The sequence below is a fragment of the Streptomyces sp. NPDC021019 genome (genome assembly GCF_044333295.1).
Lineage (GTDB): Bacteria > Actinomycetota > Actinomycetes > Streptomycetales > Streptomycetaceae > Streptomyces.
In genome coordinates, this window is sequence record NZ_JBIRQR010000006.1 from 384721 (window position 1) to 407144 (window position 22424).

A 22424-nucleotide genomic window follows, 5' to 3' on the forward strand; every position below is an offset into this window, starting at 1 on the left:
GGGGCCGGGCCCGGGGCTGCCTCGCGCGACGACTCAGTCCTCGGGGACCAGTCCGCCGGTGGCCAGACCGTCCCGTGCGAGATCGGCGAGCTGTCTGCTCAGCTCGCCGATCTCGCGCGCGTCCTGCTCGAACGCGGACAGGGAGCGGAAGGCGGAGCCGTAGCGGCGCTGCTCCTCGATGCCCATTCTGGGGAGACGCGCGCCCCGCGTGTCGAGGCGATGGGTCCCGCTGGCGCTCGTGGACCGACGGGTGTTCGCGGAGCTGCGCAGAAACCCCCGCAAGTAGTCCGTGTCGAGCTGGTCACTCGTCGAGACGGGCTCCGAGTCCTCGTAGCCGACCAGCCCGGCCCGGGCCAGATCGGCGATGCTCGTGGTCGCGCCGTCCAGCGATCCCGGCTCACCGCCCTCGGCCAACTCGGGCAGGAGGGAGACGAGTCGGGTGATTCGTTTCTCCACTTCCTCACGCAGGGTCGCGTACTCCTCGGGGAAGTCGCGGTGACGGGGCCGCAGGTGCGTGCCGGGGGTGAGATCGACGGTGTCGTCGAGAAGTTCGATCAACGGCACTTCCGCGACCTGATCCGGGCCGGGGTCCAGGGCGCCGTCCGGGCTGTTGCCCGTCAGGTCGACCATGCGCACGGACTGACGGGCGTCCGCGTCTCCGGTGCCGCGGGGGCGTCTGAGGCACCAGATGTGCACGGGCAGGGAGTGCGAGGTCGCCACTCCCGGTGGCAGGGCGACCACTTGACGCAGAATGCCGCGGCGTACGAGCTCCGCCCGGATGCGACGCCCCGCCTTGCGGTAGGCCACCGAGGCCGGCATGACCATCAGAACGTGGCCGCCCGGCACGGTATGCGCGTAAGCGTGTTGCAGCCACGCCAGCTCGCCCTCGGCCTTGGACGGTGTGCCCAGCTCCCAGCGGGCGTCGAGCAGCAGCTCCTCCCGCCCCCACTCGGTGACGCCGGCCGGCGGATCGCAGACCACGAGATCGGCCCTGAGGTCGGGCCACGCGTCGGCGCGCAGGGAATCCCCTTCCACGACGGTGACCCGGCCGGACTCCCCCAGGAGATCGGCACGGAGCTGTGCGAAACGAGCACTGTCGGCGTCCGATTCCTGACCGCGGCACCGCGCGTCCGTCGCCGAGGCGACCGCCAGGAACAGCAGCCCGATGCCGCAGGCGGGGTCGAAGACCGTCGCGTCCGAGGGGAGCTCAGGAGTGAAGTGGCTCACGGCCCGCACGATGCGTTCAGGAGTCACCTGGTCCGACCCCGCCCGACGCGCCGAGTCCACGAAGCGCTCGGTCAGGCCGTTGACCAGGTCGACCGGCGCCTCACTCCTGGCCAGGCGCCGCACGCGGTCCCTCACCTCGTCCGGCAGGCCGGGCGAGGGATCCCCGGCCAGGGCGGCGGCCACCTCGACCAGGCCCGCGACCAGCTGTTCTCCGTAGACGGCCCGCAGCGCCTGCCACAGCTCGACCTCGGGCGAGATCTCCTGGCCCTTGCGCTGCCTGTCCAGCCAGGCCTGCACCTCGACGAGCGAGAAGAGCGGGCTGTTGGCGGCGCCTCCCCCTGGCGCGGGGAAGTCGTCATAGCGCCGTCGCCAGTTGGAGACTGCCGCCCGGGTGACACCGGCCAACCGAGCGATCTCGGCTCCGGTGACCAGGGCGCCGACCGGTGCAGCGGCATTCTCTGTCATCTCCCCAGCGTACACGGGGGCCGATATCACACAGGAGTGAATATCGTTGACACTGCGCACAGGCATATGTCGGCATTCGGTGATGCACAGCCCGTCTTGACTGCGTTCGCCCAGGCACAGTCAAAAGCCTTTGTTTTGTGCTCACTTGTGGGCGAAGTTCGAACACCTCTGTGCGTCCGGGGCGCAGATTTTTCGCTGATTCACCCATCCGGCGGCGTGTACTACGGCATAGGATCATGCCGCGCGCCCTGGGGCCTCTCCTGCCCCACCGGCATCGCTCTCCCCACCGTCATCGTTCCCCCCACCAGCACGCCCCCACCGACACCCACCATCCGTAAACAGGTACAGGTATCTGCGTGTCACCGATACTCGAGCCCGGTTCCGGCGACGGAGCCGCGCAGTGAAAATCAATCGTCGCCTCGTACTCCTCGTCACCGCACCGCTCACCGTGGCCGTCGCCTTCTCGGTCCTGGCACTCGCCCCCGCGACCAACCAGGCGCTCCAGGCCGACCGGCTGGCCGCGATGGTCGAAGCCGCGGACGGAGCGGCTGAGTTGGCCTACCGATTACAGCGTGAGCGGGCGGCGGCCACCGCCCTGGTCTCCGAGCAGGGAGACGCGGAGGCATTCCGGTTACGTGCGAACGCGACCGACGGGAGCATCGCCGGATTCCGCAGCCTGACCAAGGGGCTCTCCGCGGTACCCGGCAGCGCGCGGGGCGCCCTGGACCGTATCGAGCGCTTCGTCGAGGAGATGCCCGGCCTCCGCGCGCAGGTGCGCTCGGGAAGCAGCACCGTCTCCGCCCTCGCCTTCGGCTATCGGATCGTGATCGCCGACCTCAACAGCTACCGCGACGGCATCGCGCAGGCGGACGGCGTGGACGCCGACATCGCGGACCGGATCCGCGCCGCCGCCGCCCTGTCCGAGGCCGCGGAGCACACGGCCCAGCAGCAGGTCACGGTCGCGAGGGCGCAGGCCGCGGGCGGCTTCACCATCGCCATGCAGCGGACCTTCGACGCCGGCCGGATGGGCTACACCGAGTCGACCGGCGCCATGTTCGACCTCGGGCCGGGCGCATGGCGGACCTGGCTGGAGCGCACCCTCTCCGGAGCGAAGGCGCTGGAGGCCCGACGCCTCGAGGACGAGATCGGGCGGACGGGCACCGGCAAGGACATCACGGTCACCCCGAAGGAATGGCAGAAGGCGGCCAACGACCGCCAGGAGCTGCTGCGTTCGGTGGAGAAACGGGTCGACGCGGCCGTCCTCGCCCAGGTTTCCGACGTACGCACCACCCTCATCTGGACGGCCGGCGCGGAGGTCGCGCTGGTGGTGCTGACCCTGGTCGGAGTGGTCGTCGTCGCGATCCGCCTGGGCCGCGTCATGATCCGACGGCTGCGCGATCTGCGCAACGCCGCGCACGAGGTCGCCCACTCCGGGCTGCCCGCCGTGATGAGCGAGCTGTCCCAGCCCGGTGCACTGCGCGGCGCGACGCCCGAGGAGGTGGCCCGGCGGACCGGTGACCCGGTCAGCACCACGGGCGAGGACGAGATCGGCGAGGTCGGCGAGGCGTTCAACGCCGTCCACCACGAGGCCGTCCGCCTCGCCGCCCAACAGGCTCATGTGCACGAGCAGTTGGCGGAGACGCTGGTCGGTGTCGCACGCCGGGGAGCACGGTTGACCGCGGTCATGGTGTCCGAGCTGGACACGGTGCAGCGCGATGAGGCCGACCCCGTGCGGATGAAGACCCTCTTCGCTCTCGACCACCTCGCCATCCGTATGGAGCGCAACACCAACAACCTCCTGGTGCTGGGCGGTTACGGGAACGCCCGGGTGCGTTCGGCCGATGTGGGCTGCTCCACCGTCATCGTGGCCGCCGCCCAGCAGATCGAGCGGTTCGACCGCGTCTCCCTCGGCGCGATCGAGTCGGGGATCGGGATCACCGCCCGCGCCGTGCACGACGTGGCGCACATCCTGGCGGAGCTGCTCGACAACGCGACCCGCTACTCGCCTCCGGACAAGCAGGTCGGGGTCGCCGTCTGGCGGCTGTGGGACCGGGCCGTCGTGCAGATCGTCGACGAGGGCGTGGGCATCCCGGCGGAACGCCGCGCGGTCCACAACGCGGCACTGCTCGAACCTCGGGCGGGCATCGGCGACGTGCGGTCCATGGGGCTGCATGTGGTGGCACGGCTCGCCGCGCGCCACGGCATCGTCGTGGAACTGCGCGACTCCTCGGGCCCCGGCACCATCGCCGAGGTCACGCTGCCCGCGAAGGTGCTGGCACTGGACCTGAAGGAGGACCGGGCTCCGACGCCGGGCCCGCTCGGCAGCGAGGCCGGCTACGAGGCGCCCCGGCCGGTCACACCGCCGGGGCCGGGGGGCCACCGGCAGCCGGCCACCGCGAGAGCGCGCCCCGGCCATGACAGCACCCCGGTCGGGGCGGGCGTCGGCGCGGCCGGGGCCGGCGCCCCGGCTGGCGGCGAGCGGGAGACCCCGTCCGGCAACGCCAGGCCCCGCGGCTCCACCCGTGAGCGGGACCACGGCACCACGCCCACGCCGCACCCCGTGCGCGACGAGCCGGTGTCGCGCGTCGCCGGCGTCAGCTCCGCGGGGCTGCCACTGCGGCAACCCAGAGCACCTCAGCAGTGGCCCGCCGCGGGGAAGCGGACGGGTGCCGAACAGCGCCCCGGGGCCGGTGCCCCGCGGCCCGCGCCCCGCCGCCGGGACTCCCGACAGGTCTCCGACGTGCTGGCGGCCTACGCCCAGGGCATCAACCGGAGCACGAACCACCGGGGGCGTTCCGCCCCGGACGACACCACCGAACGGACCGAGAAATGACCACCTCCTCCGACCTGAGCTGGATCCTGAGCGATTTCGCCGGGCGCCTCCCGGAAGTCACCCAGGCGATAGCCGTGTCCGTGGACGGACTCGCGCTGGCGTACACCGGTGTGGAACGCGACGACGCCGAGCGGCTGGCCGCCATCGCGTCCGGCGTCGTCAACCTGCTGTCCGCAGCGGCCCAGTTGACCAATACCGATCCCGTGGAGCACAGCCTGACCGCGATGGAGGGCGGCTACATGTTCTCGATGGCCGTCTCCAGCGGCGCCTCGCTCCTCGTCACCACGACCAGGGACGCGGACATCGGCGAGGTCAGCTACATGATGTCCGAGCTGATCAACCAGGTCGGCGACTCGCTGTCTCCCCAGCTCCGCGATCCGGGCCTGCCGCCCCTCCGCTGACCGCCGGTACGGCCGCCCCCCACCCCCGTACCGCTCGCGGGTCCGGACTCCCACCGGTGGCGGCCACCCGCCGCACCCGTCCTGACCGGCACGCACGACACCCCTGCCCCCGAGACTGTGATGTGAGCCCATGTTCCCCTTCGCCCCCTCCCGCCCCCACCGCCGCAGATTCCGGCCGGCCGGCGCTGCCGCCCTCGCCCTCGGCCTGGCGGCCGTCACCGGTTGCAGCGGCGACAGCGGCACCGACGACGACACCGTGAAGGTCGGCCTGGTGGCCTCCCTGTCGGGCACCTACGAGCCCGTCGGCACGGAGCTGCGGGACGGCTTCAAGCTGTATCTGGAGACCCATGGCAACAAGCTGGGCGGCCGAAAGGTCGAGCTGATCGTGGCTGACGAGGGCGACGGTCCGCCGACCGCCGTGCCGGCGGCCACCAAGCTCGTCAAGAAGGACAAGGTCGACGTGCTGACGGGCCTCGTCGGCGGCGGTTCGGTCAACGCCGTCCTGCCGCTGATCCAGCAGGCCAAGATCCCCTTCCTGGGTTCGAACGCCCGGCCTCCGGTCAAGGACATCGAGTACGTCTGGACGACCAGCTTCCTGTCCGACGAGCCGGGCCGGGCCATCGCCCCGTACATCAAGGACAAGGTCGACGGGCCGGTCTACGCGATCGGCCCCGACTACCAGGGCGGTCACGACGAACTGCGCGGTTTCACCGATGAGTTCAAGCGGATCAAGGGGGAGCTCGCCAACCCGGACGGCAAGACCACCTGGACGCCGTTCCCGAAGACGACCAACTTCATGCCGTACTTCGCGGAGATCGCCAAGACGGACGCCAAGGCGGTGTACTGCTTCTACGCCGGCAAGGCCGCGATCGACTTCGCCAAGCAGTACGCCCAGTCGGACATCGCGGATCTGCCGCTGTACACGGCCTTCGTGACCGAGGGCAGCGTGCTCCAGGCGCAGGGCGCGGCGGCGAAGGACATCTACTCGGTCCTGAACTACGCGGCCGACCTCGACAACGAGGCGAACCGCACGTTCGCCGCCGACTGGACGGCGGAGCACGACACGCAGCCCACCACCTACGCGATGGCGTCGTACGACGCGGCCGCCGTACTGGACAAGGCGATCGCCGACGCGGCGAAGGACGGCGACGTCACGTCGGGGACCATCAACAAGGCCATCGCGGGTCTCGGCCAGATCGACAGCCCGCGCGGCGCCTGGGAGTTCGGCGACAAGGCCCACTCGCCGGTGCAGACCTGGTATCTGCGCCAGGTGCGGCCGGACGGGACCCAGTTGGCCAACGTCATGGTCCAGGACCTGGCGACGCTCGGCAGCTGACATGGATCTCCTCGATGCCCACCTCGTACCGGCGGTGGACGGGGTGGCCTTCGGGCTGCTGCTGTTCGTGGTCGCCGCCGGCCTGAGTCTCGCCTTCGGCACGGCGGGTGTGCTGAACCTGTCGCACGGCACGCTGTACGCGATCGGCGCCTACACGGGGGCCGAGCTCAGCGACGGGACCTGGGCCGGTCTCGCCCTCGGCCTGGCCGCCGGAACCGCGGCGGCGTGCGTCGCCGGGGCGGGGCTGTCCGCCGCGACGGCTCCGCTCGCCCGGCGTGGGCATCTGGCGCAGGCACTGCTGACGTTCGGGCTCGCCCTGATCGGCGGTGACCTGCTCATCCAACTCTTCGGGGCGGACGAACTTCCCGTGCGCGTTCCCGAGGCGCTCGACTCCTCGGTGATGCTGCTGGGGCACCGCTACCCCGCCTACCGGCTCTGCTTCATCGTCATGGCCGTGCTGCTCGCGGCGTTCGGGACCTGGGTGCTGACCCGGACCCGGATGGGCGCCGCGGTGCGGGCGGCCGCCGACGATCCGCAGATGCTCGCGGCCACCGGACTCGACCCCCGGGCGGTGCACACCGGCGTCCTCGCGGCGGCCGGCGCACTGGCCGGGGCGGCGGGGGTGCTCGGGGCGCCGATCATCGGCCCCGGCCCCGGTACGTCCGAGAACGTGCTGATGCTCTCCCTCGTGGTGGTCGTGCTCGGCGGGCTGCGCTCGCTGTGGGCGACCTTCTTCGCGGCGATCGCGGTGGGCGAGGTGCAGACGCTGGGCGTCTCGCTGGTGCCCGATCTGGCGCCGTACCTGCTCTTCGCCGCGATGGCGGCGGTGCTGGTGCTGCGCTCCCGTTTCACGGAGCCGAGCGCGGGGCACGGCCCCGAGGGCCCCGGGCCGGACCCGGTCGCCCGGCTCCGGAGCGACCTCGCCGGCCGTCTGCGACGACGGCCCCGCGAGACGCCGGGGACACCAGGTGCGCCGGGGACAGCAGCGGCGCCGGGAGCAGGCCGGACCGGGGACGGGGCCGGGGCGGACCGGGCCGGGGCGGACCGGGCCGGGGCGGACGGGACCGGCGCCGCGCCCCGCGAGCGTGGGAGGCGCCTGCCGGCCTGGATCGGCCGGCTGCCGGGCGGGGCCGCGTGGCGGCAGGCGGCTCCGCTGCTCGTCCTGCTCGTCGTGCTGATCTCCCTGCCGGCCGTGCTCGACGCGTACAGCATCTCCCTGGCCGGTTCCGCTCTGGCCCTGGGGCTGCTGGCGGTCAGTGTCACCATCCTCACCGGCTACGCGGGACTGCCCACCCTCGGGCAGACCGCGCCGTTCGCCGTGGGGGCGTACGCCACCGCGAACCTCGCGGAAGCGGGGTGGACGGTGGGGCCCGTGCAGCTAGTCCTGTCGGCGCTCGCCGCCGCCGTCTTCGCCGCGGTGGTGGGTCCGGCGGTGATCCGGGCCCGCGGCACGACCGTCCTGATGATCACGCTCGCCATCGGCGAGCTGACCGGCGCGGTCGTCAACCAGCTCAAGTCCGTCACCGGCGGCGCCGACGGACTCGTCGGCTTCCCGGGCACCCGGGCGCTGTGGGGCGGGGAGGAGATGCTGGAGGAGAGCCAGTTGTACAACTACGCGCTCGCCGTCGCCGTCGTCGCCGTCTCCGTCACGCTGCTCGTCCTGCGCTCGCCGGCGGGGAAGCTGCTGACCGGCACCCGGGGCGCCGAGGCGCGGATGCGCGCCTCCGGGCACCCGGTCGGGCGCTACCTGTTGGTGGCCCACATCTGCGCGGGCGCGCTGGCCGGGGTGGGCGGTTCACTGATGGTGACCGTCCAGCAGTATCTCGCGCCGGCCGACGTCGGGTTCGAGATCGCCGCGTTCGCTCTGCTGGCGGTGGTCATCGGCGGTACGACGTCCGTGATCGGCGCCCTGCTGGGCGCCGGGCTCATCGTCGCCACCCGGGACTGGGTCGCCGGTTCCTGGCCCGGCCACGGGCCGCTGCTGCTCGGCGTGCTCTTCGTCGCCACCGTGTACCTGCTGCCGCGCGGCCTCGCGGGGCTGCGCGGTGGGCCCGGGAGCGGGCCGGCGTCCGAGGCTGCCGTGACCGGGGAACAGCCCCCGTCGGCGCCCGCCCCCGAACCCACCGGGAAGGTCTCCCCATGACACCAGCACCGACCCCGGCGGCGCCGGAGCCCCCTGTACTGGACCTCACCCGGCTCACCCGCCGGTACGGCACCCTCACCGCTGTCGACGACGTCAGCCTGCGGCTCCCGGCGGGCGCCCGGCACGCCGTCATCGGTCCCAACGGCGCCGGCAAGACCACCCTGCTCAACCTCATCGCGGGCACGGACCGGCCCGACCACGGCACGATCGCCCTGAACGGCGCCGACATCACCCGGAAGCCGACCGCCGGGCGCAGTCGGCTCGGCGTCGCCCGCAGCTTCCAACAGCCCTCGGTGATCGGGGAATTGTCGGTTCTGGACAACATCGTCCTGGCCGGCTGGCCGCACCACCCGAAGCGCCGGGGGGCCTGGCGCAGCCCGTCCCGCTACCGGCTGCACACCGAGTCCGCGGCCCGCCGTCTGGAGACCGTAGGCCTCGCGGACCTCGCCCACCGGCAGGCGTCCACGCTCGCGCACGGGCAGCGCCGCATGCTCGACCTCGCCGCCGCGCTGGCCGGCGACCCCCGGCTGCTGCTCCTGGACGAGCCGGCGGCCGGACTGACCGACGACGACATCGGCCGGCTGCTCGCCATCCTGGACGGTCTGCCTCCGACCGTCGCGGTCATCCTGGTCGAGCACCACGTCGAGGTGGTCTCCCACGTCGCGTCCACCGTCACGGTGCTGGCCGCCGGGAAGCTCCTCGTCACCGGCCCGGCCCAGGAGGTTCTGGCCCATCCCGAGGTCCGCGACGCGTACCACGGCAACGGCTCGACGACGGGCCCGGCCGCCGCACCAGCGAGAGGATGACCGACGCCCGATGCTCGAACTCACCGGCCTGACCGCGGGCTACCACGGCGGCACCGTCCTGCACGGGCTCGACCTGTCGGTCCCCGCCGGCTCGGTCCACGCCGTCGTCGGCCACAACGGCGCCGGCAAGACCACCCTCGTCCACACCGTCGCCGGACTGATGCGCCCGAGCGCCGGAACCGTACACCTCGACGGCCGCGAGGTGACGGGGCAGCCCGCGCACCGGATCGCCCGTGCCGGGGTCGGGCTCGTACCGCAGGGCCGCCGGGTGTTCGCCGGGCTCACCGTCGACGAGCACCTGCGGTTGTCGTACCGTCCGCCGCGCCGGGGTGACACGGGGCGGCCCAGTGTGTGGACCCCCGCGCGCGTGCTGGAGCTGCTGCCCCGGCTGGGCGAGCGCCGGGGCAACCGGGGCGCGGAGCTGTCCGGCGGCGAGCAGCAGATGCTGGCGTTGGCCCGCGCCCTGCTCGGTTCGCCGCGGCTGCTGCTCCTCGACGAGCCGACCGAGGGCCTCGCCCCGGTGCTCGTCCGGCAGGTCCACGAACTGGTGGCCACGCTGGCGGCCGAGGGCATCGCCGTCCTGCTGGTCTCCCCCAGCCCCGCCCGGGCCGTCGAGTCCGCCGGGGCGCTCACGGTCCTCACCTCGGGGCGGACGACGCTGCGCATGGACGGCGCGGACGCCCGTGCCGACGGCACCGCGCTGCACGCGGCGCTGGAGCTGGCGCCGACGGCGGTCTGATACGCGAGCGGGAAAGGGACGCGGTGCGGTACAGGGCCGCCGCCCCCTTTCCCCCTCCGGGGGGCCTACCCGGCCTTCAGGCTGTGGCCGCCGAAGCCGCTGCGCCGGTCGGAACCCTCGTTCTGGTCCTGCCACCACGTGGCGAACGCGGTCCGGTCCATGGCGGACCAGTCGGGTGTGTGCTCGACCTGCGCGGCGCCCATCCGGCGGGCGAGCGCGACCATGGCCGACCCGATGGGACCGCGCCCGGCGTCGTAGCTCTCCAGGACCTCCTTCCAGCTGCCCCCGGCCGTCCAGGCGGCCTCCAGGGCGGTGGCGTCCTGGAGCGCCTTCACGCTGCCGCCGCCGATGTGCGGCCGGGCGACGCTGGCGGCGTCACCGACGAGCACCATCCGTCCCGAGGTGTAGTGCGGCACCCGCAGGTCGTAAATGGGCTGGATGAACGTGGTCTCGGCGGGCGTGCGGAGCACCCTGGCCGCCCAGTACGGAGGGAAGTTGTCGGCGACCAGGGCCCTCAGATACGCGGTGAGCTCGGAGTTGAGCCTGCCCGGCGGGAGGGAGGTGGGGGCCCGCAGGTCGGGGTGGAGCCCGTCGGCCTCGGGGGGCGCGGTGTAGAGCACCCAGTTGAGCCGGTGTCCGCCGACGCCGTCCGGGATGCGGTAGATCATGCAGTGACCGCCGGGGAAGACGATGTTGTACGCGTCGTGGCCGTCCGACGGGAGGTCGGCGACGTCCGGCGACGTGCCGCGCCATCCGATGTATCCGGCGTACGTGGCGTCCGCACCGGGGAACATGGCCCCGCGGACGACGGAGCGGTACCCGTCCGCCCCGATCACCACGTCGACGTGCTCCGTGTGCCCGTCCGCGAGGCGCAGCGTCACCCCGTCGGCGTCCGGCTCGACCCCGGTGACCACGGCGCCGGACCGGAAGGAGACCTGCTCCGGCACCCGGCGGCGCAGTTCGCTCCACAGGGAGCCCCAGCTGTAGGCGCGGAAGGGGAACGGCTGCTCGCCGACGACCCGGCCGTGCTCGGCCTCGCCGTCCCGCACGCTCCACACCCGTCGGGTCAGCGGGGCCCAGGGCATCTCCGGAGCGACGTATCCGGCCTCCCTCAACTCGTCGTAGCGGTCGCTGTGGAGGGCGATTCCCACCCCTCGGTCACGGAGCCGGGCATCGGCGCGTTCCAGGACGGTGATCCGCTCGGCTCCCCCGCGCGAGGCGGCCAGGGCCGCGGCACACCCCGCTATGCTGCCGCCGACCACGGCGACGCTGCCTCCACGCATGTCTGACACTCCACTCACTCGACGTTCCGGCCTTCCGGTCCTGTCCTGCGCCCGACCTACCCGACGCGGTGCCCGTTCAGCGCCTCCGGAAGGCCGCGTCCAGGTCGGGGACCTCGACGGAGGCGTGCAGGGTCACGCCGTCGGCCGGCTGGACCCGGGCGGCGATCAGATCGAGGACGGCGTCCGCGAGACGGATCTTGGCCTCGTCGGTGCGGCCGTGGAGCAGGCCTATCTCGACGTGCAGGACGGCGTGGCCCTCGGTCCGGTCGCCGATGACGAAATCGTCGACGCGACGGAAGCGGGTCTTGCAGGCCTCCGGTCGGGCGTCGACGGTGGCGACGACGACCGGGTGCAGGGCGAGCGCGAAGGCCTGCCGGTCGAAGGCCGCAGCGAGCGTGCCGGAGTAGTCGACGGTGATCTGCGGCATGGGGGCAACTCCTCGGAGAACAGCGTGGGCTGGGGATGTCGGTTCGTACGGGGGGAACGGTAGCCGAACACGGACCCGGGCACGGTGCGGCTGCGGACCGGCACTTCCCGGGACCGAGCCCCGGGCCGAATCCCCGCGGCTGCGGGTCAAGAGGGTGACCGACGGGAAGTGCGCCGAGCCGGACGAGGAGGGCCGGGCCGGCGTTCTGCCGCCGAACATTATTCGCACACTTGCTCGAATAGCGTTACGCTCTCCCCATGGCCGTACACCTGCAAAGCTCGCTTTTCGACCAGGAGGCCGAGGTCGAGACCGGCCCCCTGAGCGGACTGCGGCGCACCGACCTCGGGCACGGAGCCTGGATCGACGTGCTGCCGCAGTGGCTCCGGGGCGCGGACACCCTGTTCGAGACACTGGTCCGCGAGGTCGACTGGCGGGCCGAGCAGCGCGTCATGTACGAGCGCGTGGTGGCGGTCCCCCGACTACTGGCCTTCTTCGGCCGCCGCGACCCCCTTCCGCACCCGGCCCTGGAAGCGGCCCGCACCGGACTGGGCGAGCACTACGCGGCCGAGCTGGGCGAACCGTTCACCACGGCGGGGCTGTGCTTCTACCGGGACGGGCAGGACGGGGTGGCCTGGCACGGGGACACCATCGGCCGGGGAGGCACCGAGGACACGATGGTCGCGATCCTCTCGCTGGGAGCCCCCCGGCACCTCGCGCTGCGACCTCGCCGCCCGGGCCCCGCCCCCGTCCGCAGGACGCTCGGGCACGGCGACCTGATCGTCATGGGCGGCAGCTGCCAGCGCACGTGGGAGCACGCGATCCCCAAGACCGCGCGGGCCGTCGGACCGCGCATCAGCGTGCAGTTCCGGCCCGACGGGGTGCGCTGAGCCCGGCGAGCGCGCCGGAGAGCACACCCCGACCGGGAAGACCAGCCGGACCGAGCAGACCCTGCCGCCGGCCGGAACCGGCCTCCCCGGAACCGGGCGCGGGCGCCGCCGATCAGCGCCGCCCGGGCACAGCACCCGCGACCAGCACCGTTGTTGACAACCCAACAGGTATCGACTTAGGTATGCCTTACCTAAGTCGACTGGGTGTCCGTGGTTCTGGTTACCGATGCCGAGAAAGGTGCTCATCTCATGAGTGCTGTTCCCTCCACCCGTACCGTCGCCCGCGCGGGCCTCGCCGCGTTCGCCGCCGCGGCGCTGGCCCTGACCTGCGCCTCCCCCGCCGCCGCCGCGACCGGCACCCGTACGGTCACCGACGGGGGCGCCACGTACAACCTGTCGCTCTCCGGACCCGACACCGCGGCCGCCGCGGGCGCCAACATCACCGTCACCGGCAGCGGTTACCACGTCGGCCAGGGCGTCTACGTGAGCCTGTGCGTGGTGAACGGCGCCCAGGGCGCCAACAAGCCCTCCCCGTGCCTCGGCGGCCAGGACCAGTCCGGCACCACCGGCGCCTCGCACTGGGTGTCCGGCCTGGGCGGCGGCCTCCCCAACACCTCGCCGTTCGGCGCGGGCGGCACCTTCAGCGTCCGGATACACGTCAAGGCCGACCTCGGCGGCGGGAACGTCTGCGGCGACACCGTCGAGTGCGCCATCGTGACCCGCGCCGACCACACCGACACCAACGACCGCAAGTACGACGTCCACGCGCCGATCGACTTCGTGTAACGCCGACCGGCTCCGAGTCGTACCGCACAACTCCGTCCAGCACTGCTCAACTCGCTTGGGCCGCTGAGCCATTCGCCCGGCCCCGGCCGCTCGTGCCGGGGCCGGGCTCCCCCGCGTCGTGACGAGGACTGACATGACATCCACTCCGGGCACCGCTCCCGGCACCCCGCCGAACGGCCGTCGCAGACTCGGACGCCGGGCGGGTACGGCCGCCGCCGCCCTGCTGCTGGCGGCGATCCCCACGGACTCGGCGGTCAGCGCCGACGCCGGCGCCCCGAAGACCGCCACCGGCCCCCAGGGGCAGCAGCTGACCGTCTCGGCCACCACCGGACTCGACCCGGCCGGCGAGAAGGTCCGGGTCACCGGCGAGGGATACGGCCTCGCATCCGGCATCTACGTCGCCCTGTGCAGGGACAACGGCGACAACCGAGTCCCCTCCCCCTGCCTCGGCGGCGCGGACATGAGCGGCGGTTCGACGACCTCGCAGTGGATCGTGCCCCCGGGCGACCCCTACGAGGGCGACCTCGCCCGCGCCTTCGGGCCCGGCGGAACCTTCGACGTGGAGATCGAGATCTCGGCGAAGGGCGACGGCCTCGACTGCGCCGCGGTGGCCTGCTCCCTCGTCACCCGGGCCGACCACCGCTCCAGCGGCGACCGGTCGCAGGACGTCCGCGTACCCGTCGCCTTCGCGGGCCAGGAGCCGGGCGAACCGGGCGAGGGCGTCGACGTGCCCGCGGGGACCGTCTCCTACAAGGCCGCCGCCGACTTCACCTCGGCCGGCAAGCCGCTGGACCTGCTGCTGCACCCCGACTCGAAGAAGCTGTACGTCGGCGCGGACAACCTCCCCGACACCGCCGACGTCGACGAGCGCGGGCTGCACGTGCTGAACCCCGAGGACGGCAAGGCCGAGAGCTGGATCAGCCAGGCCCCCGGACCCACCGGGGAGGTTCGCGCCTCGGCGGCCGCCCGCATCGCGGGACCGCTGCCGGGCGACGGCGTCGTCTACAACTACCCGCTGCGGGGCGTCGGGAGCGCCAAGACCGGTGACGAGAAGGCCGCGGGTGTCTGGCTCACCGGGTCCACCATCACCGACATCGCCCCCGGTACGGCCCCGGACACGGTGCTGGTCGCCCAGGGCGTGAAGCTCTCCGAGATCGACCGGGCCTCCGGGACGGCGACCCGGAGCCTCACCCTCCCGGGCGGCGCGCGGTTCGCCGCCGATCCGGCCCGGGGCGCGCTCTGGTTCAGCGACTTCGCGGCCGGGCGGCTGCACCGGGTGGACCTGGCGTCGTTCACAGTCACCGCGTCCTTCGAACTGCCCGGAGCCCAGGGCATGGCCGGATTCGTCGAGACGGACCCGGCCACCGGCGCGGTCTGGGTCGGCGTCGACCGGTCCGTGCTGGTCCTCGACGCCGCGGGCGAACCGCTCAAGACGCTCGTCGGCGAGGACCTCGCCCGCGACGCCGCCTTCGACGCGGCGACGGGCCGGGCCTACGTCGTCCGGCAGGACGGCGGGGACCTCTCCGATCCGGCCGACGACAACAACGGCACACTGACCGTGTACGACACCGAGAACTTCGCCGTGGCCGCGAAGGAACTGTCGCTGCCCGGCAACCACTCCCAGTCCGGGGCGGCCTCGCTCGCCGTCGAACCGGGCGGGGCGACCGTCTTCGTGACGAGCCCCGCCGAGGGAAAGATCACCAAGCTGGTCCGGCAGGTCTCGCCGCTGGTGACCCACGCGCCCGCCGACCTGGCGGCCGAGGACGGCCGGGAAGTCACCCTCACCGCGGCGGCGGAGGGCTCCCCGGAGCCCACGGCCCGCTGGCAGGTCAGCACCGATGGCTCCGTGACCTGGCAGGACGTCGAGGGCGCGACCGGGCCGGCCCTCACGTTCACCGCGAGGACCGCGCAGGACGGCTACCGCTACCGCGCCGAGTTCCGCAACGACGTCGGCACCACCCGCACCTCGGCCGCGACACTCACCGTCACGGCGGCAGCCACCGGCGGCGGGGAGACGGGCGGCGACAGCGGCACCGGTGGTCCGACCGGCGGCGGCAGCACGGAAGGTGACGGAGCGACAGATCCCGCCACGGCAGGCGGCGAGGGCGGTACGGGGTCGGGCGGCGGCTCCACCACCGGGGGCTCCGGCCCCACCGGTACGGCCGACGGCTCCGGCTCGTCCGGGGGCACCGCCTCCACGGTCGGTGGCGGCGCCGGCACCGGGGCCGCCATCACGTCCGGCGGCGGCAGCCTGGCCGCCACCGGAGTCACGGTGATGTCGGCAACACTCGTGGCAGCGGCACTCGTTGGCGCCGGATTGCTGATCCACCGGCGCACCAGGAGGCGCACGGACGGCGCGTCCTGACCCCGTAGCGGCCCCTACCCCTCGGGGCAGGCGGGCCGATCCGTGAATCCCCTGGCCCGGCACACCGCCGGCCAGGGGATTCACGCGTTTCCGCCGGAGCGCACCGGAGCCGGATCCCCAAGGAGCGCTCCCGGGCGTCGCCCGGCACAAGCGCTTGCCGAGCCGCCTGCCCTTCAACGTCCTTACACACAAAGCGACATGGAACGGTTCTGGCCGATCGGCGGCGTCTGGAAGGAGCCGTCTGAACTTCACGAGAACTCCAGCGAAATGGCACGTGTGTGGATATCGTGCACCGAGCGAGGGCGCATCCGTCAGTCCATGGGATCGGCGGATGCGTCCCGTTTGTGGGGGTGCGACTGTGACTGGGGGGTTCATGGGGCATGTCGAAATACCTGATACCGACCTATCCGGACCGGTGGGGCTCCGGGGCGCACCGCGCCCCCGCACCGCCGCGTCCCGGAACCGCACGGCGGCCCTCGAACAACTGTGGAGGGCCCCGACAGCACAGCGCGACCCGGCCGGCCGGGCCCCGGCCCGGCGGAAGCCGGCCCCCGGCCCGGCCCTCGCCGCACTGGCCGACCTGCTGGGTCTGGCCGGCCCGGCCTGGCTGCTGCTGCGCGCCGGCGACCAGCCGCGCCCGGTCGCGGCCGCCCTGGTGGCGGGGCTGGCCTGGGCCGGGCTGCGCGGCGTCCGGGGGCGGTACACGGACCGGCCGTGGGCCGGGCCCGGCGGCGCGCTCGGCCCGGTCGGGGACTGGCTCGTGCTCATCGGCCTGCTGGCCGTCCTGCACACGGCGGCGGGAAGCCCGGTGGACCCGGCCACGGCCGTCGTGGCCGTGACACCTGGGCTGCTCATCGCCACGGCGGGGGCGGGGCTGCGCCGGTGGCGGCGCTCCGGACGACGGGGCCACCGGGTCCGCAGGGTACTGCTGGTCGGCGAGGCCGCAGCCGTGGGCCGGGCGGCCGAGCAGCTCAACTCCGGTACGAACCATGACTACCGCCTGGTCGCTGCGGTACCCGTGGGCACCGCCCGGCTGGAGCTGGACGGTGTGCAGGTGCCGGGGCGCCTCGCGTCCTCCCCGGCCGACGACGACGTGACGACGGTGCTCGGCGGGGTCTACGCCCACGCGGCGGACCTGGTGCTGGTGGCTCCCGGGCCCCGGCTGACCGGGGACCGGCTGCGCCGGCTCGGCTGGGGGCTGCACGACGGGGGCGTCGCCCTGTCCGTGGTCTCGGAGCTGTCCGGGGTGGCGGCCGAGCGGGTGCGTCCCGCCTCCGCGGCCGGGCTCACCCTGCTGCACATCGCACCACCGCTGCGCGGGGGGCCGCAGGCGGTGCTGAAGAACGTGCTGGACCGTACCGGGGCCCTGTTCGGGCTGCTGGCCCTGACACCCCTGCTCCTGACGGTGGCGCTCAGCGTCCGGCTGTCCTCGCGGGGGCCGGTCTTCCATCGGCAGGTCCGGCAGGGGCAGCACAACCGGCCGTTCACCATGTGGAAGTTCCGCACGATGGTGGCCGACGCGGAGAAGCTCAAGACGCGGCTGGCCGCGGCCAACGAGGCGGACGGCCCGCTGTTCAAGATGCGCGGCGACCCCCGGGTGACGCCGGTCGGGCGGCTGCTGCGGCGGACGTCGATCGATGAACTCCCGCAGTTGGTCAACGTGTTGCTGGGACAGATGTCGCTGGTGGGCCCGCGGCCGCCGCTACCGGAGGAAGCCTCGCGGTACGACGAGCGGGAGTACCGCCGACTCGCCGTGAAACCAGGTCTTACGGGGCTGTGGCAGGTGAGCGGCCGCTCCGATCTGTCCTGGCAGGAGACCGTCTCGCTCGATCTCTGGTACGTCGACAACTGGTCGGTCGCCGCCGACATGGGACTCCTCGCCCGCACCGTGCGCGCCGTCGCCGACGGCCGCGGGGCGTACTGAGGGCGGCGGGCGTGCGGATGCGAGGAGTACAGCCGGTTCGCCGCCGCGAGACACCTCCCGACGGCGGCGAACGGTCACTGCACGGGACGGGATTGGCCGAGCCACCAGGCGTACGTACGGGCGATGCCGTCGCGCAGCGGGATCCGCGGCGTGAAGCCGAGGGAGGAGAGGCGGGTGACGTCGAGCAGCTTGCGGGGCGTCCCGTCGGGCTTCGAGGTGTCCCAGCCGATGCTTCCCCGATAACCCGTCACGTCCCGTACCGTCTCCGCGAGTTCGCGGATGGTGAGGTCGTCGCCGCAGCCGATGTTGACGGGTTCGTCGCCGTCGTAGGCCTCCAGCAGGGTGACACAGGCGGCGGCGAGGTCGTCGACATGGAGGAACTCACGGCGCGGGGAGCCGGAGCCCCACAGCGTCACCTCGGGGGCCCCGTCCCTCCGTGCCTCGTGGAAGCGGCGGATCAGTGCGGGCAGCACGTGCGAGGTCTCCAGGTCGAAGTTGTCGCCGGGCCCGTAGAGATTGGTGGGCATGGCGCTGACGTAGGAGGCGCCGTACTGCCGCCGGTACGACTGGATCTGGACGATTCCGGCGATCTTGGCGAGGGCGTAGGCCTCGTTGGTGGGCTCCAGCTCGCCGGTGAGCAGCGCGTCCTCACGGATCGGCTGGGGCGCGAGCCGGGGGTAGATGCACGACGAGCCGAGGAAGAGCAGACGCTCGACCCCGGCCGTGTGCGCACCGGCGATCACGCTGAGCTGGATGCGCAGGTTGTCCTCCAGGAACTGCACGGGGTACGTGCTGTTGGCCATGATCCCGCCGACCTTGGCTGCGGCCAGCACCACGGCGTCCGGGCGCACCTCCTTCAGATACGCCCCGGTCCGCGCGGCGTCACGCAGGTCGAGGAGGTCGCGGCCGCGGGTGAGCACCTCATGGCCGTCTTCGGTGAGGCGGCGGGCCACCGCCGAGCCGACCAGGCCGCGGTGGCCCGCGACGAATATGCGGGAGCCGGGGCGCAGTAGGGAGCGGTCGGATTCCTGGGAAGGGACGGGAAGTTCGGTCGTCATGGCTCGGATTGTGCCAGCAGAAGGGAACTGTGGTGACACTTCACCACAGAACGTCCCAATTCAGATATGTCGGTGAACGTCGCCGCCGAGGCGATCAGCAGAGAAGGGGGAATCGTGGCGAAGACCGCGCTCATCACCGGAGTGACCGGCCAGGACGGTTCGTATCTGGCCGAGTTGTTGCTCGACAAGGGGTACACGGTGCACGGCCTCATACGCCGCTCCTCCAGCTTCAACACCGAGCGGATCGACCACATCTACCAGGGGCCCGAGGAGCCGGAACGCTCCTTCGTCCTGCACCACGCGGACCTGTCCGACGGGGTGGCCCTGGTGAACCTGCTGCGCGACATCCAGCCCGACGAGGTCTACAACCTGGGCGCGCAGTCGCATGTGCGGGTGTCCTTCGACGCCCCGCTGTACACCGGTGACGTCACGGGCCTCGGCACCATCCGGCTTCTGGAGGCGGTCCGGGCCAGCGGCATCGAGACCCGGGTCTACCAGGCCTCGTCCTCCGAGATGTTCGGCGCCAGCCCGCCCCCGCAGAACGAGAGCACCTCGTTCCACCCGCGCAGCCCGTACAGCGTGGCAAAGGTCTACGCCTACTGGGCCACGGTCAACTACCGCGAGGCGTACGGCATGTTCGCGGTGAACGGGATCCTCTTCAACCATGAGTCGCCGCGCCGGGGCGAGACCTTCGTGACCCGGAAGATCACCCGGGGCGTCGCCCGGATCAAGGCCGGGCTCCAGGACCGCCTGCACCTGGGCAACCTGGACGCGGTCCGGGACTGGGGGTACGCGCCGGAGTACGTGGACGCCATGTGGCGGATGCTCCAGTGCGACACCCCCGACGACTACGTGGTCGCCACCGGCGAGGGCGTCAGTGTCCGGCAGTTCGTGGAGTTCGCCTTCGCACACGCGGGGCTGGACTGGCACGAGCACGTGCGTTACGACCCGAAGTACGAACGCCCCAGCGAGGTCGACGCGTTGATCGGGGACGCGTCGAAGGCCGAGCAGCTGCTGGGCTGGAAGCCCGAGGTGAGGTCACGCGAGCTGGCCCGCATCATGGTCGACGCCGACATCCGCCGACTGGACGACCAGCTGAGCGGCGCCGCCGTCCGGGTGGACAGGTGAACGGGCCGGGCAGCACGTTCCCGCGCGGCCGCCCGGCGCACCCGTCCGGCCCGACGGCCGCGCCCACCGACGGCGGCCGCGCGGCGCCGTTCACCGGCGCCCGGACCGCATCGTCGGTCACCCCCAACTCCCGGCCGGCGCCAGCCGCGCCCGTGCCCGGGAAGATCACCGGCGCGACCGCCGTCTCCACCGACCCCTCGGTGGAGCTCATCGCGCCGACACCGGGCGGAGCCTCGGCTCCGCCTACTCACTCGCCCCGACCAGCGGCGGGGCGGACAGTCCCGCGCGTCCGGTCGGGCGAGGCAGGATCCGCGGCCTCCAGGCCGCAGCTCGAATCTCACCTTCGGAGCTGAATGATGAACGGAAGTACGGGGCGGAGAACCGGAGGACGCGGCCGTGTGCGGGCCGCTTCCACCGCTCTCGGCCTGCTGGCCGGAGCCCTGACCGCGACCGCGGCCGGGACCTCTCCGGCGGCGGCGCTGACACCACCGGTCGCGATCACCGCGGACGACCTCACCACCTGGCAGACCAACGGCATCGTCTGGTCGATGGCGGCCGGAGACGGCGTCGTCTACGCGGGCGGCACCTTCTCGACCCTGCGGCCCCCCACCGCCGCCCCCGGAACCGACGAACAGCCCGCGGTGAACTTCGCCGCGTTCGACGCGGCGACCGGGGCGCCCACCGGCTGCACGCTGTCCTTCACCATCTCCTCGGGAACCGCGACCGTCCGGGCCCTGGCGCTGTCCCCGGACGGTGGGACCCTGTACGCGGGCGGCCAGTTCGGGGCGGTGAACGGCGTCGGGGTGAGCAACATCGCGGCGATCGACACCGAGAGCTGCACCGTCCGCAACGCCTTCAAGATCGGGGTCTCGGCGACCGTGCGGGGACTCGCCGTCACCGACGACACGGTCTACCTGGCGGGCGACTTCACGACGGTCGGCGGGCAGACCAGGAACCACTTCGCCGCCGTCACGACCGGAGCCTCACTGCTGCCCTTCACGGCCAACGCCGACGAGGTCGCACGGGCGATCGAGGTGACGCCGGACGGACAGAACGTGCTGCTCGGCGGGGACTTCTTCCGGATCAACGGCACGAACACCCACGCCCTGGCCGTGGCAGACGCCACCACCGGGCAACTCACTAAGTCCTACCCGGGGTTCATCCACAACAACTCCACCGTCCAGGACATCACCACCGACGCCACCGGCTTCTACACCGGCAACGAGGGCACCGGCGGCGGGGTGTTCGACGGCCGGATCGCACTGGATCTCGACGACTTCGACCAGCGCTGGCGGGACACCTGCCTCGGCGCGACCCAGGCGGTGCTGGTGCACTCGGGCGTGCTGTACAGCGGCAGCCACGCCCACGACTGCGCCAGCATGGGGTCCTTCCCCGACCAGCCGCGCAAACATCTGCTGGCCCAGTCGGTCGACGACCCCGAACTGCTCCCCTGGTTCCCGGACACCAACGACGGCATCGGCGAGCCGGTCGGACCGCGTGTGATGAGCCAGACGAGCAGCGGAGGCCGCCACTACCTCTGGGTGGGCGGCGAGTTCACCACGGTCAACGGCGACCGGCAGCAGGGGCTGACCCGGTTCGCGGACGGCCCCGACACGGGCGCGCCCTGGGTGCCCAACGTCAGCCTGTCCACGCTGACCCCGGGGCGGATCGACGTGAACTGGCAGACCAGCTTCGACACCGACGACGGTGAGCTGACCTACCGGATCTACAAGGACGGCTCGAACACCCCGGTCCACACGACGACCGGCTACTCGGTCTTCTGGGACCGGCCCCAGCTGACCTGGACGGACACCGACGTCGCGCCGGGCGAGACCCACTCGTACCGGATCACCGCGAGCGACGGCCCCAACACCAGCGCCAAGTCCCCGGCCCGGTCCGCGACCGTGGCCGGCGCGACGGAGGCGTATCCGGCGCGGGTCAGGTCCGACGGGGCGGGCCTCTACTGGCGCTACGACGAGGGCACGTCCACGTTCGCCCACGACAGCAGCGGGAATCTGAACAACGGCTTCCTGCGCAACGGCCCTGCCTACCGGCAGACCCCGGCGGCGGTCGCCGGGCCATCGACGGCGATCGGCTTCAACGGCACCGACGAATACGCGTACAGCAACCGGCTGCACGCCGCGCCGGGCCGGTTCTCGGTGGAGACCTGGATCAGGACCACCACCACCCGGGGCGGCAAGATCATCGGCTTCGGGAACAAGACGCAGCAGAACAGCACCCGTCAGGACAAGAACGTCTACATGCGCGACGACGGGCGGCTCGTGTTCGGCGTCCAGAGCAGTGGGGCGCGGACCGTCACCACCCCGGCCGCCTACAACGACGGCCAGTGGCACCACGTCGTCGCCACCCAGGGGCCCTTGGGGCAGGGCATGGCGCTGTACGTCGACGGGCAGCTGCGCGCGTCGAACATTCTGGTCTCCGGCAACGACGGCAACCCCGGCTACTGGCGGGTCGGCGGGGACAACCTTTCCGGCTGGCCGAGCCGTCCGACGAGCAACTTCTTCGCCGGGCAGATCGACGAGACCGCCGTCTACCCGACCACGCTGACCGCTGCGCAGATCAGCGCGCACTACGCCCTGAGGAATGGCTGATCCG

At 72.6% G+C, this 22424-nt stretch carries 16 protein-coding genes; 12 read left to right on the top strand and 4 right to left on the bottom strand.

Translation table 11 applies throughout. The features are described 5' to 3' along the window. Positions 1–33 precede the first annotated feature (33 nt). Complete coding sequence (locus ACH4RG_RS28815) at positions 34–1692, bottom strand: N-6 DNA methylase (protein WP_397921937.1); 1659 nt, start codon at positions 1690–1692, stop codon at positions 34–36. Positions 1693–2092: 400 nt separating this feature from the next. Between ACH4RG_RS28815 and ACH4RG_RS28820 the strand changes: the two genes are divergently transcribed. From ACH4RG_RS28820 to ACH4RG_RS28845, 6 genes are all read left to right on the top strand, one after another. Beyond that, positions 2093–4525: a nitrate- and nitrite sensing domain-containing protein gene (locus ACH4RG_RS28820; protein ID WP_397932346.1), complete on the top strand. Its 2433-nt coding sequence runs from the start codon at positions 2093–2095 to the stop codon at positions 4523–4525. Beyond that, positions 4522–4926 carry a roadblock/LC7 domain-containing protein gene (locus tag ACH4RG_RS28825; RefSeq protein WP_397921935.1) on the top strand — a complete coding sequence of 135 codons (405 nt, stop codon included), beginning with the start codon at positions 4522–4524 and terminating at the stop codon, positions 4924–4926. Before ACH4RG_RS28820 ends, ACH4RG_RS28825 begins: the two co-directional genes overlap by 4 nt. 130 nt (positions 4927–5056) lie before the next feature. Continuing rightward, on the top strand, positions 5057–6262 hold the full coding sequence (locus tag ACH4RG_RS28830; RefSeq protein ID WP_397921934.1) for an ABC transporter substrate-binding protein: 1206 nt from the start codon (positions 5057–5059) through the stop codon (positions 6260–6262). 1 nt (position 6263) lies between these two features. After that, positions 6264–8405, top strand: a complete 2142-nt coding sequence (locus ACH4RG_RS28835; protein ID WP_398540479.1) for a branched-chain amino acid ABC transporter permease — start codon at positions 6264–6266, stop codon at positions 8403–8405. Beyond that, positions 8402–9211 carry an ABC transporter ATP-binding protein gene (locus tag ACH4RG_RS28840; RefSeq protein ID WP_397932348.1) on the top strand — a complete coding sequence of 270 codons (810 nt, stop codon included), beginning with the start codon at positions 8402–8404 and terminating at the stop codon, positions 9209–9211. The genes ACH4RG_RS28835 and ACH4RG_RS28840 overlap by 4 nt, the downstream gene beginning before the upstream one ends. A gap of 10 nt (positions 9212–9221) precedes the next feature. Further along, a complete protein-coding gene (locus tag ACH4RG_RS28845; protein WP_397921930.1) occupies positions 9222–9950 on the top strand; it encodes an ABC transporter ATP-binding protein in 729 nt (242 codons plus the stop codon). Between the two features lie 65 nt (positions 9951–10015). Here the strand turns inward: ACH4RG_RS28845 and ACH4RG_RS28850 are convergent, their stop codons facing one another. Together ACH4RG_RS28850 and ACH4RG_RS28855 are read right to left on the bottom strand one after the other, a co-directional pair. Next, positions 10016–11233, bottom strand: a complete 1218-nt coding sequence (locus tag ACH4RG_RS28850) for an FAD-dependent monooxygenase (RefSeq protein WP_397932349.1) — start codon at positions 11231–11233, stop codon at positions 10016–10018. 76 nt (positions 11234–11309) lie between these two features. Then, positions 11310–11660, bottom strand: a complete 351-nt coding sequence (locus ACH4RG_RS28855; RefSeq protein ID WP_397921928.1) for a 5-carboxymethyl-2-hydroxymuconate Delta-isomerase — start codon at positions 11658–11660, stop codon at positions 11310–11312. 257 nt (positions 11661–11917) lie between these two features. Here ACH4RG_RS28855 and ACH4RG_RS28860 point away from each other — a divergent pair, with 257 nt between their 5' ends. From ACH4RG_RS28860 to ACH4RG_RS28875, 4 genes are all read left to right on the top strand, one after another. Further along, positions 11918–12547 carry an alpha-ketoglutarate-dependent dioxygenase AlkB gene (locus ACH4RG_RS28860; protein ID WP_397921927.1) on the top strand — a complete coding sequence of 210 codons (630 nt, stop codon included), beginning with the start codon at positions 11918–11920 and terminating at the stop codon, positions 12545–12547. Positions 12548–12796: 249 nt separating this feature from the next. Next, positions 12797–13333, top strand: coding sequence for a hypothetical protein (locus ACH4RG_RS28865; RefSeq protein WP_397921926.1), 537 nt, complete (start codon positions 12797–12799; stop codon positions 13331–13333). Positions 13334–13466: 133 nt separating this feature from the next. Continuing rightward, on the top strand, positions 13467–15698 hold the full coding sequence (locus ACH4RG_RS28870; protein WP_398540480.1) for a hypothetical protein: 2232 nt from the start codon (positions 13467–13469) through the stop codon (positions 15696–15698). Between the two features lie 373 nt (positions 15699–16071). Further along, the gene (locus ACH4RG_RS28875; RefSeq protein WP_397921924.1) at positions 16072–17622 is read left to right on the top strand and encodes a sugar transferase; all 1551 of its coding nucleotides are present in this window, start codon (positions 16072–16074) and stop codon (positions 17620–17622) included. 74 nt (positions 17623–17696) lie between these two features. Here the strand turns inward: ACH4RG_RS28875 and ACH4RG_RS28880 are convergent, their stop codons facing one another. Then, a complete protein-coding gene (locus tag ACH4RG_RS28880; protein ID WP_398540481.1) occupies positions 17697–18680 on the bottom strand; it encodes a GDP-L-fucose synthase family protein in 984 nt (327 codons plus the stop codon). 114 nt (positions 18681–18794) lie between these two features. Between ACH4RG_RS28880 and gmd the strand changes: the two genes are divergently transcribed. Beyond that, positions 18795–19808: a GDP-mannose 4,6-dehydratase gene (gmd, locus tag ACH4RG_RS28885; RefSeq protein ID WP_397922483.1), complete on the top strand. Its 1014-nt coding sequence runs from the start codon at positions 18795–18797 to the stop codon at positions 19806–19808. A 353-nt stretch (positions 19809–20161) separates the two neighbouring features. Further along, positions 20162–22420 carry a LamG-like jellyroll fold domain-containing protein gene (locus ACH4RG_RS28890; protein ID WP_397921920.1) on the top strand — a complete coding sequence of 753 codons (2259 nt, stop codon included), beginning with the start codon at positions 20162–20164 and terminating at the stop codon, positions 22418–22420. The last annotated feature ends 4 nt before the right edge of the window (positions 22421–22424 follow it).

What these genes read in the sequence shown, in the direction of transcription:
- ACH4RG_RS28815 (WP_397921937.1), bottom strand. Translation starts at nt 1,692, where the DNA reads ATGACAGAGAATGCCGCTGCACCGGTCGGCGCCCTGGTCACCGGAGCC.
- ACH4RG_RS28825 (WP_397921935.1), top strand. Translation starts at nt 4,522, where the DNA reads ATGACCACCTCCTCCGACCTGAGCTGGATCCTGAGCGATTTCGCCGGG.
- ACH4RG_RS28830 (WP_397921934.1), top strand. Translation starts at nt 5,057, where the DNA reads ATGTTCCCCTTCGCCCCCTCCCGCCCCCACCGCCGCAGATTCCGGCCG.
- ACH4RG_RS28835 (WP_398540479.1), top strand. Translation starts at nt 6,264, where the DNA reads ATGGATCTCCTCGATGCCCACCTCGTACCGGCGGTGGACGGGGTGGCC.
- ACH4RG_RS28840 (WP_397932348.1), top strand. Translation starts at nt 8,402, where the DNA reads ATGACACCAGCACCGACCCCGGCGGCGCCGGAGCCCCCTGTACTGGAC.
- ACH4RG_RS28845 (WP_397921930.1), top strand. Translation starts at nt 9,222, where the DNA reads ATGCTCGAACTCACCGGCCTGACCGCGGGCTACCACGGCGGCACCGTC.
- ACH4RG_RS28850 (WP_397932349.1), bottom strand. Translation starts at nt 11,233, where the DNA reads ATGCGTGGAGGCAGCGTCGCCGTGGTCGGCGGCAGCATAGCGGGGTGT.
- ACH4RG_RS28855 (WP_397921928.1), bottom strand. Translation starts at nt 11,660, where the DNA reads ATGCCGCAGATCACCGTCGACTACTCCGGCACGCTCGCTGCGGCCTTC.
- ACH4RG_RS28860 (WP_397921927.1), top strand. Translation starts at nt 11,918, where the DNA reads ATGGCCGTACACCTGCAAAGCTCGCTTTTCGACCAGGAGGCCGAGGTC.
- ACH4RG_RS28865 (WP_397921926.1), top strand. Translation starts at nt 12,797, where the DNA reads ATGAGTGCTGTTCCCTCCACCCGTACCGTCGCCCGCGCGGGCCTCGCC.
- ACH4RG_RS28870 (WP_398540480.1), top strand. Translation starts at nt 13,467, where the DNA reads ATGACATCCACTCCGGGCACCGCTCCCGGCACCCCGCCGAACGGCCGT.
- ACH4RG_RS28875 (WP_397921924.1), top strand. Translation starts at nt 16,072, where the DNA reads ATGGGGCATGTCGAAATACCTGATACCGACCTATCCGGACCGGTGGGG.
- ACH4RG_RS28880 (WP_398540481.1), bottom strand. Translation starts at nt 18,680, where the DNA reads ATGACGACCGAACTTCCCGTCCCTTCCCAGGAATCCGACCGCTCCCTA.
- ACH4RG_RS28890 (WP_397921920.1), top strand. Translation starts at nt 20,162, where the DNA reads ATGATGAACGGAAGTACGGGGCGGAGAACCGGAGGACGCGGCCGTGTG.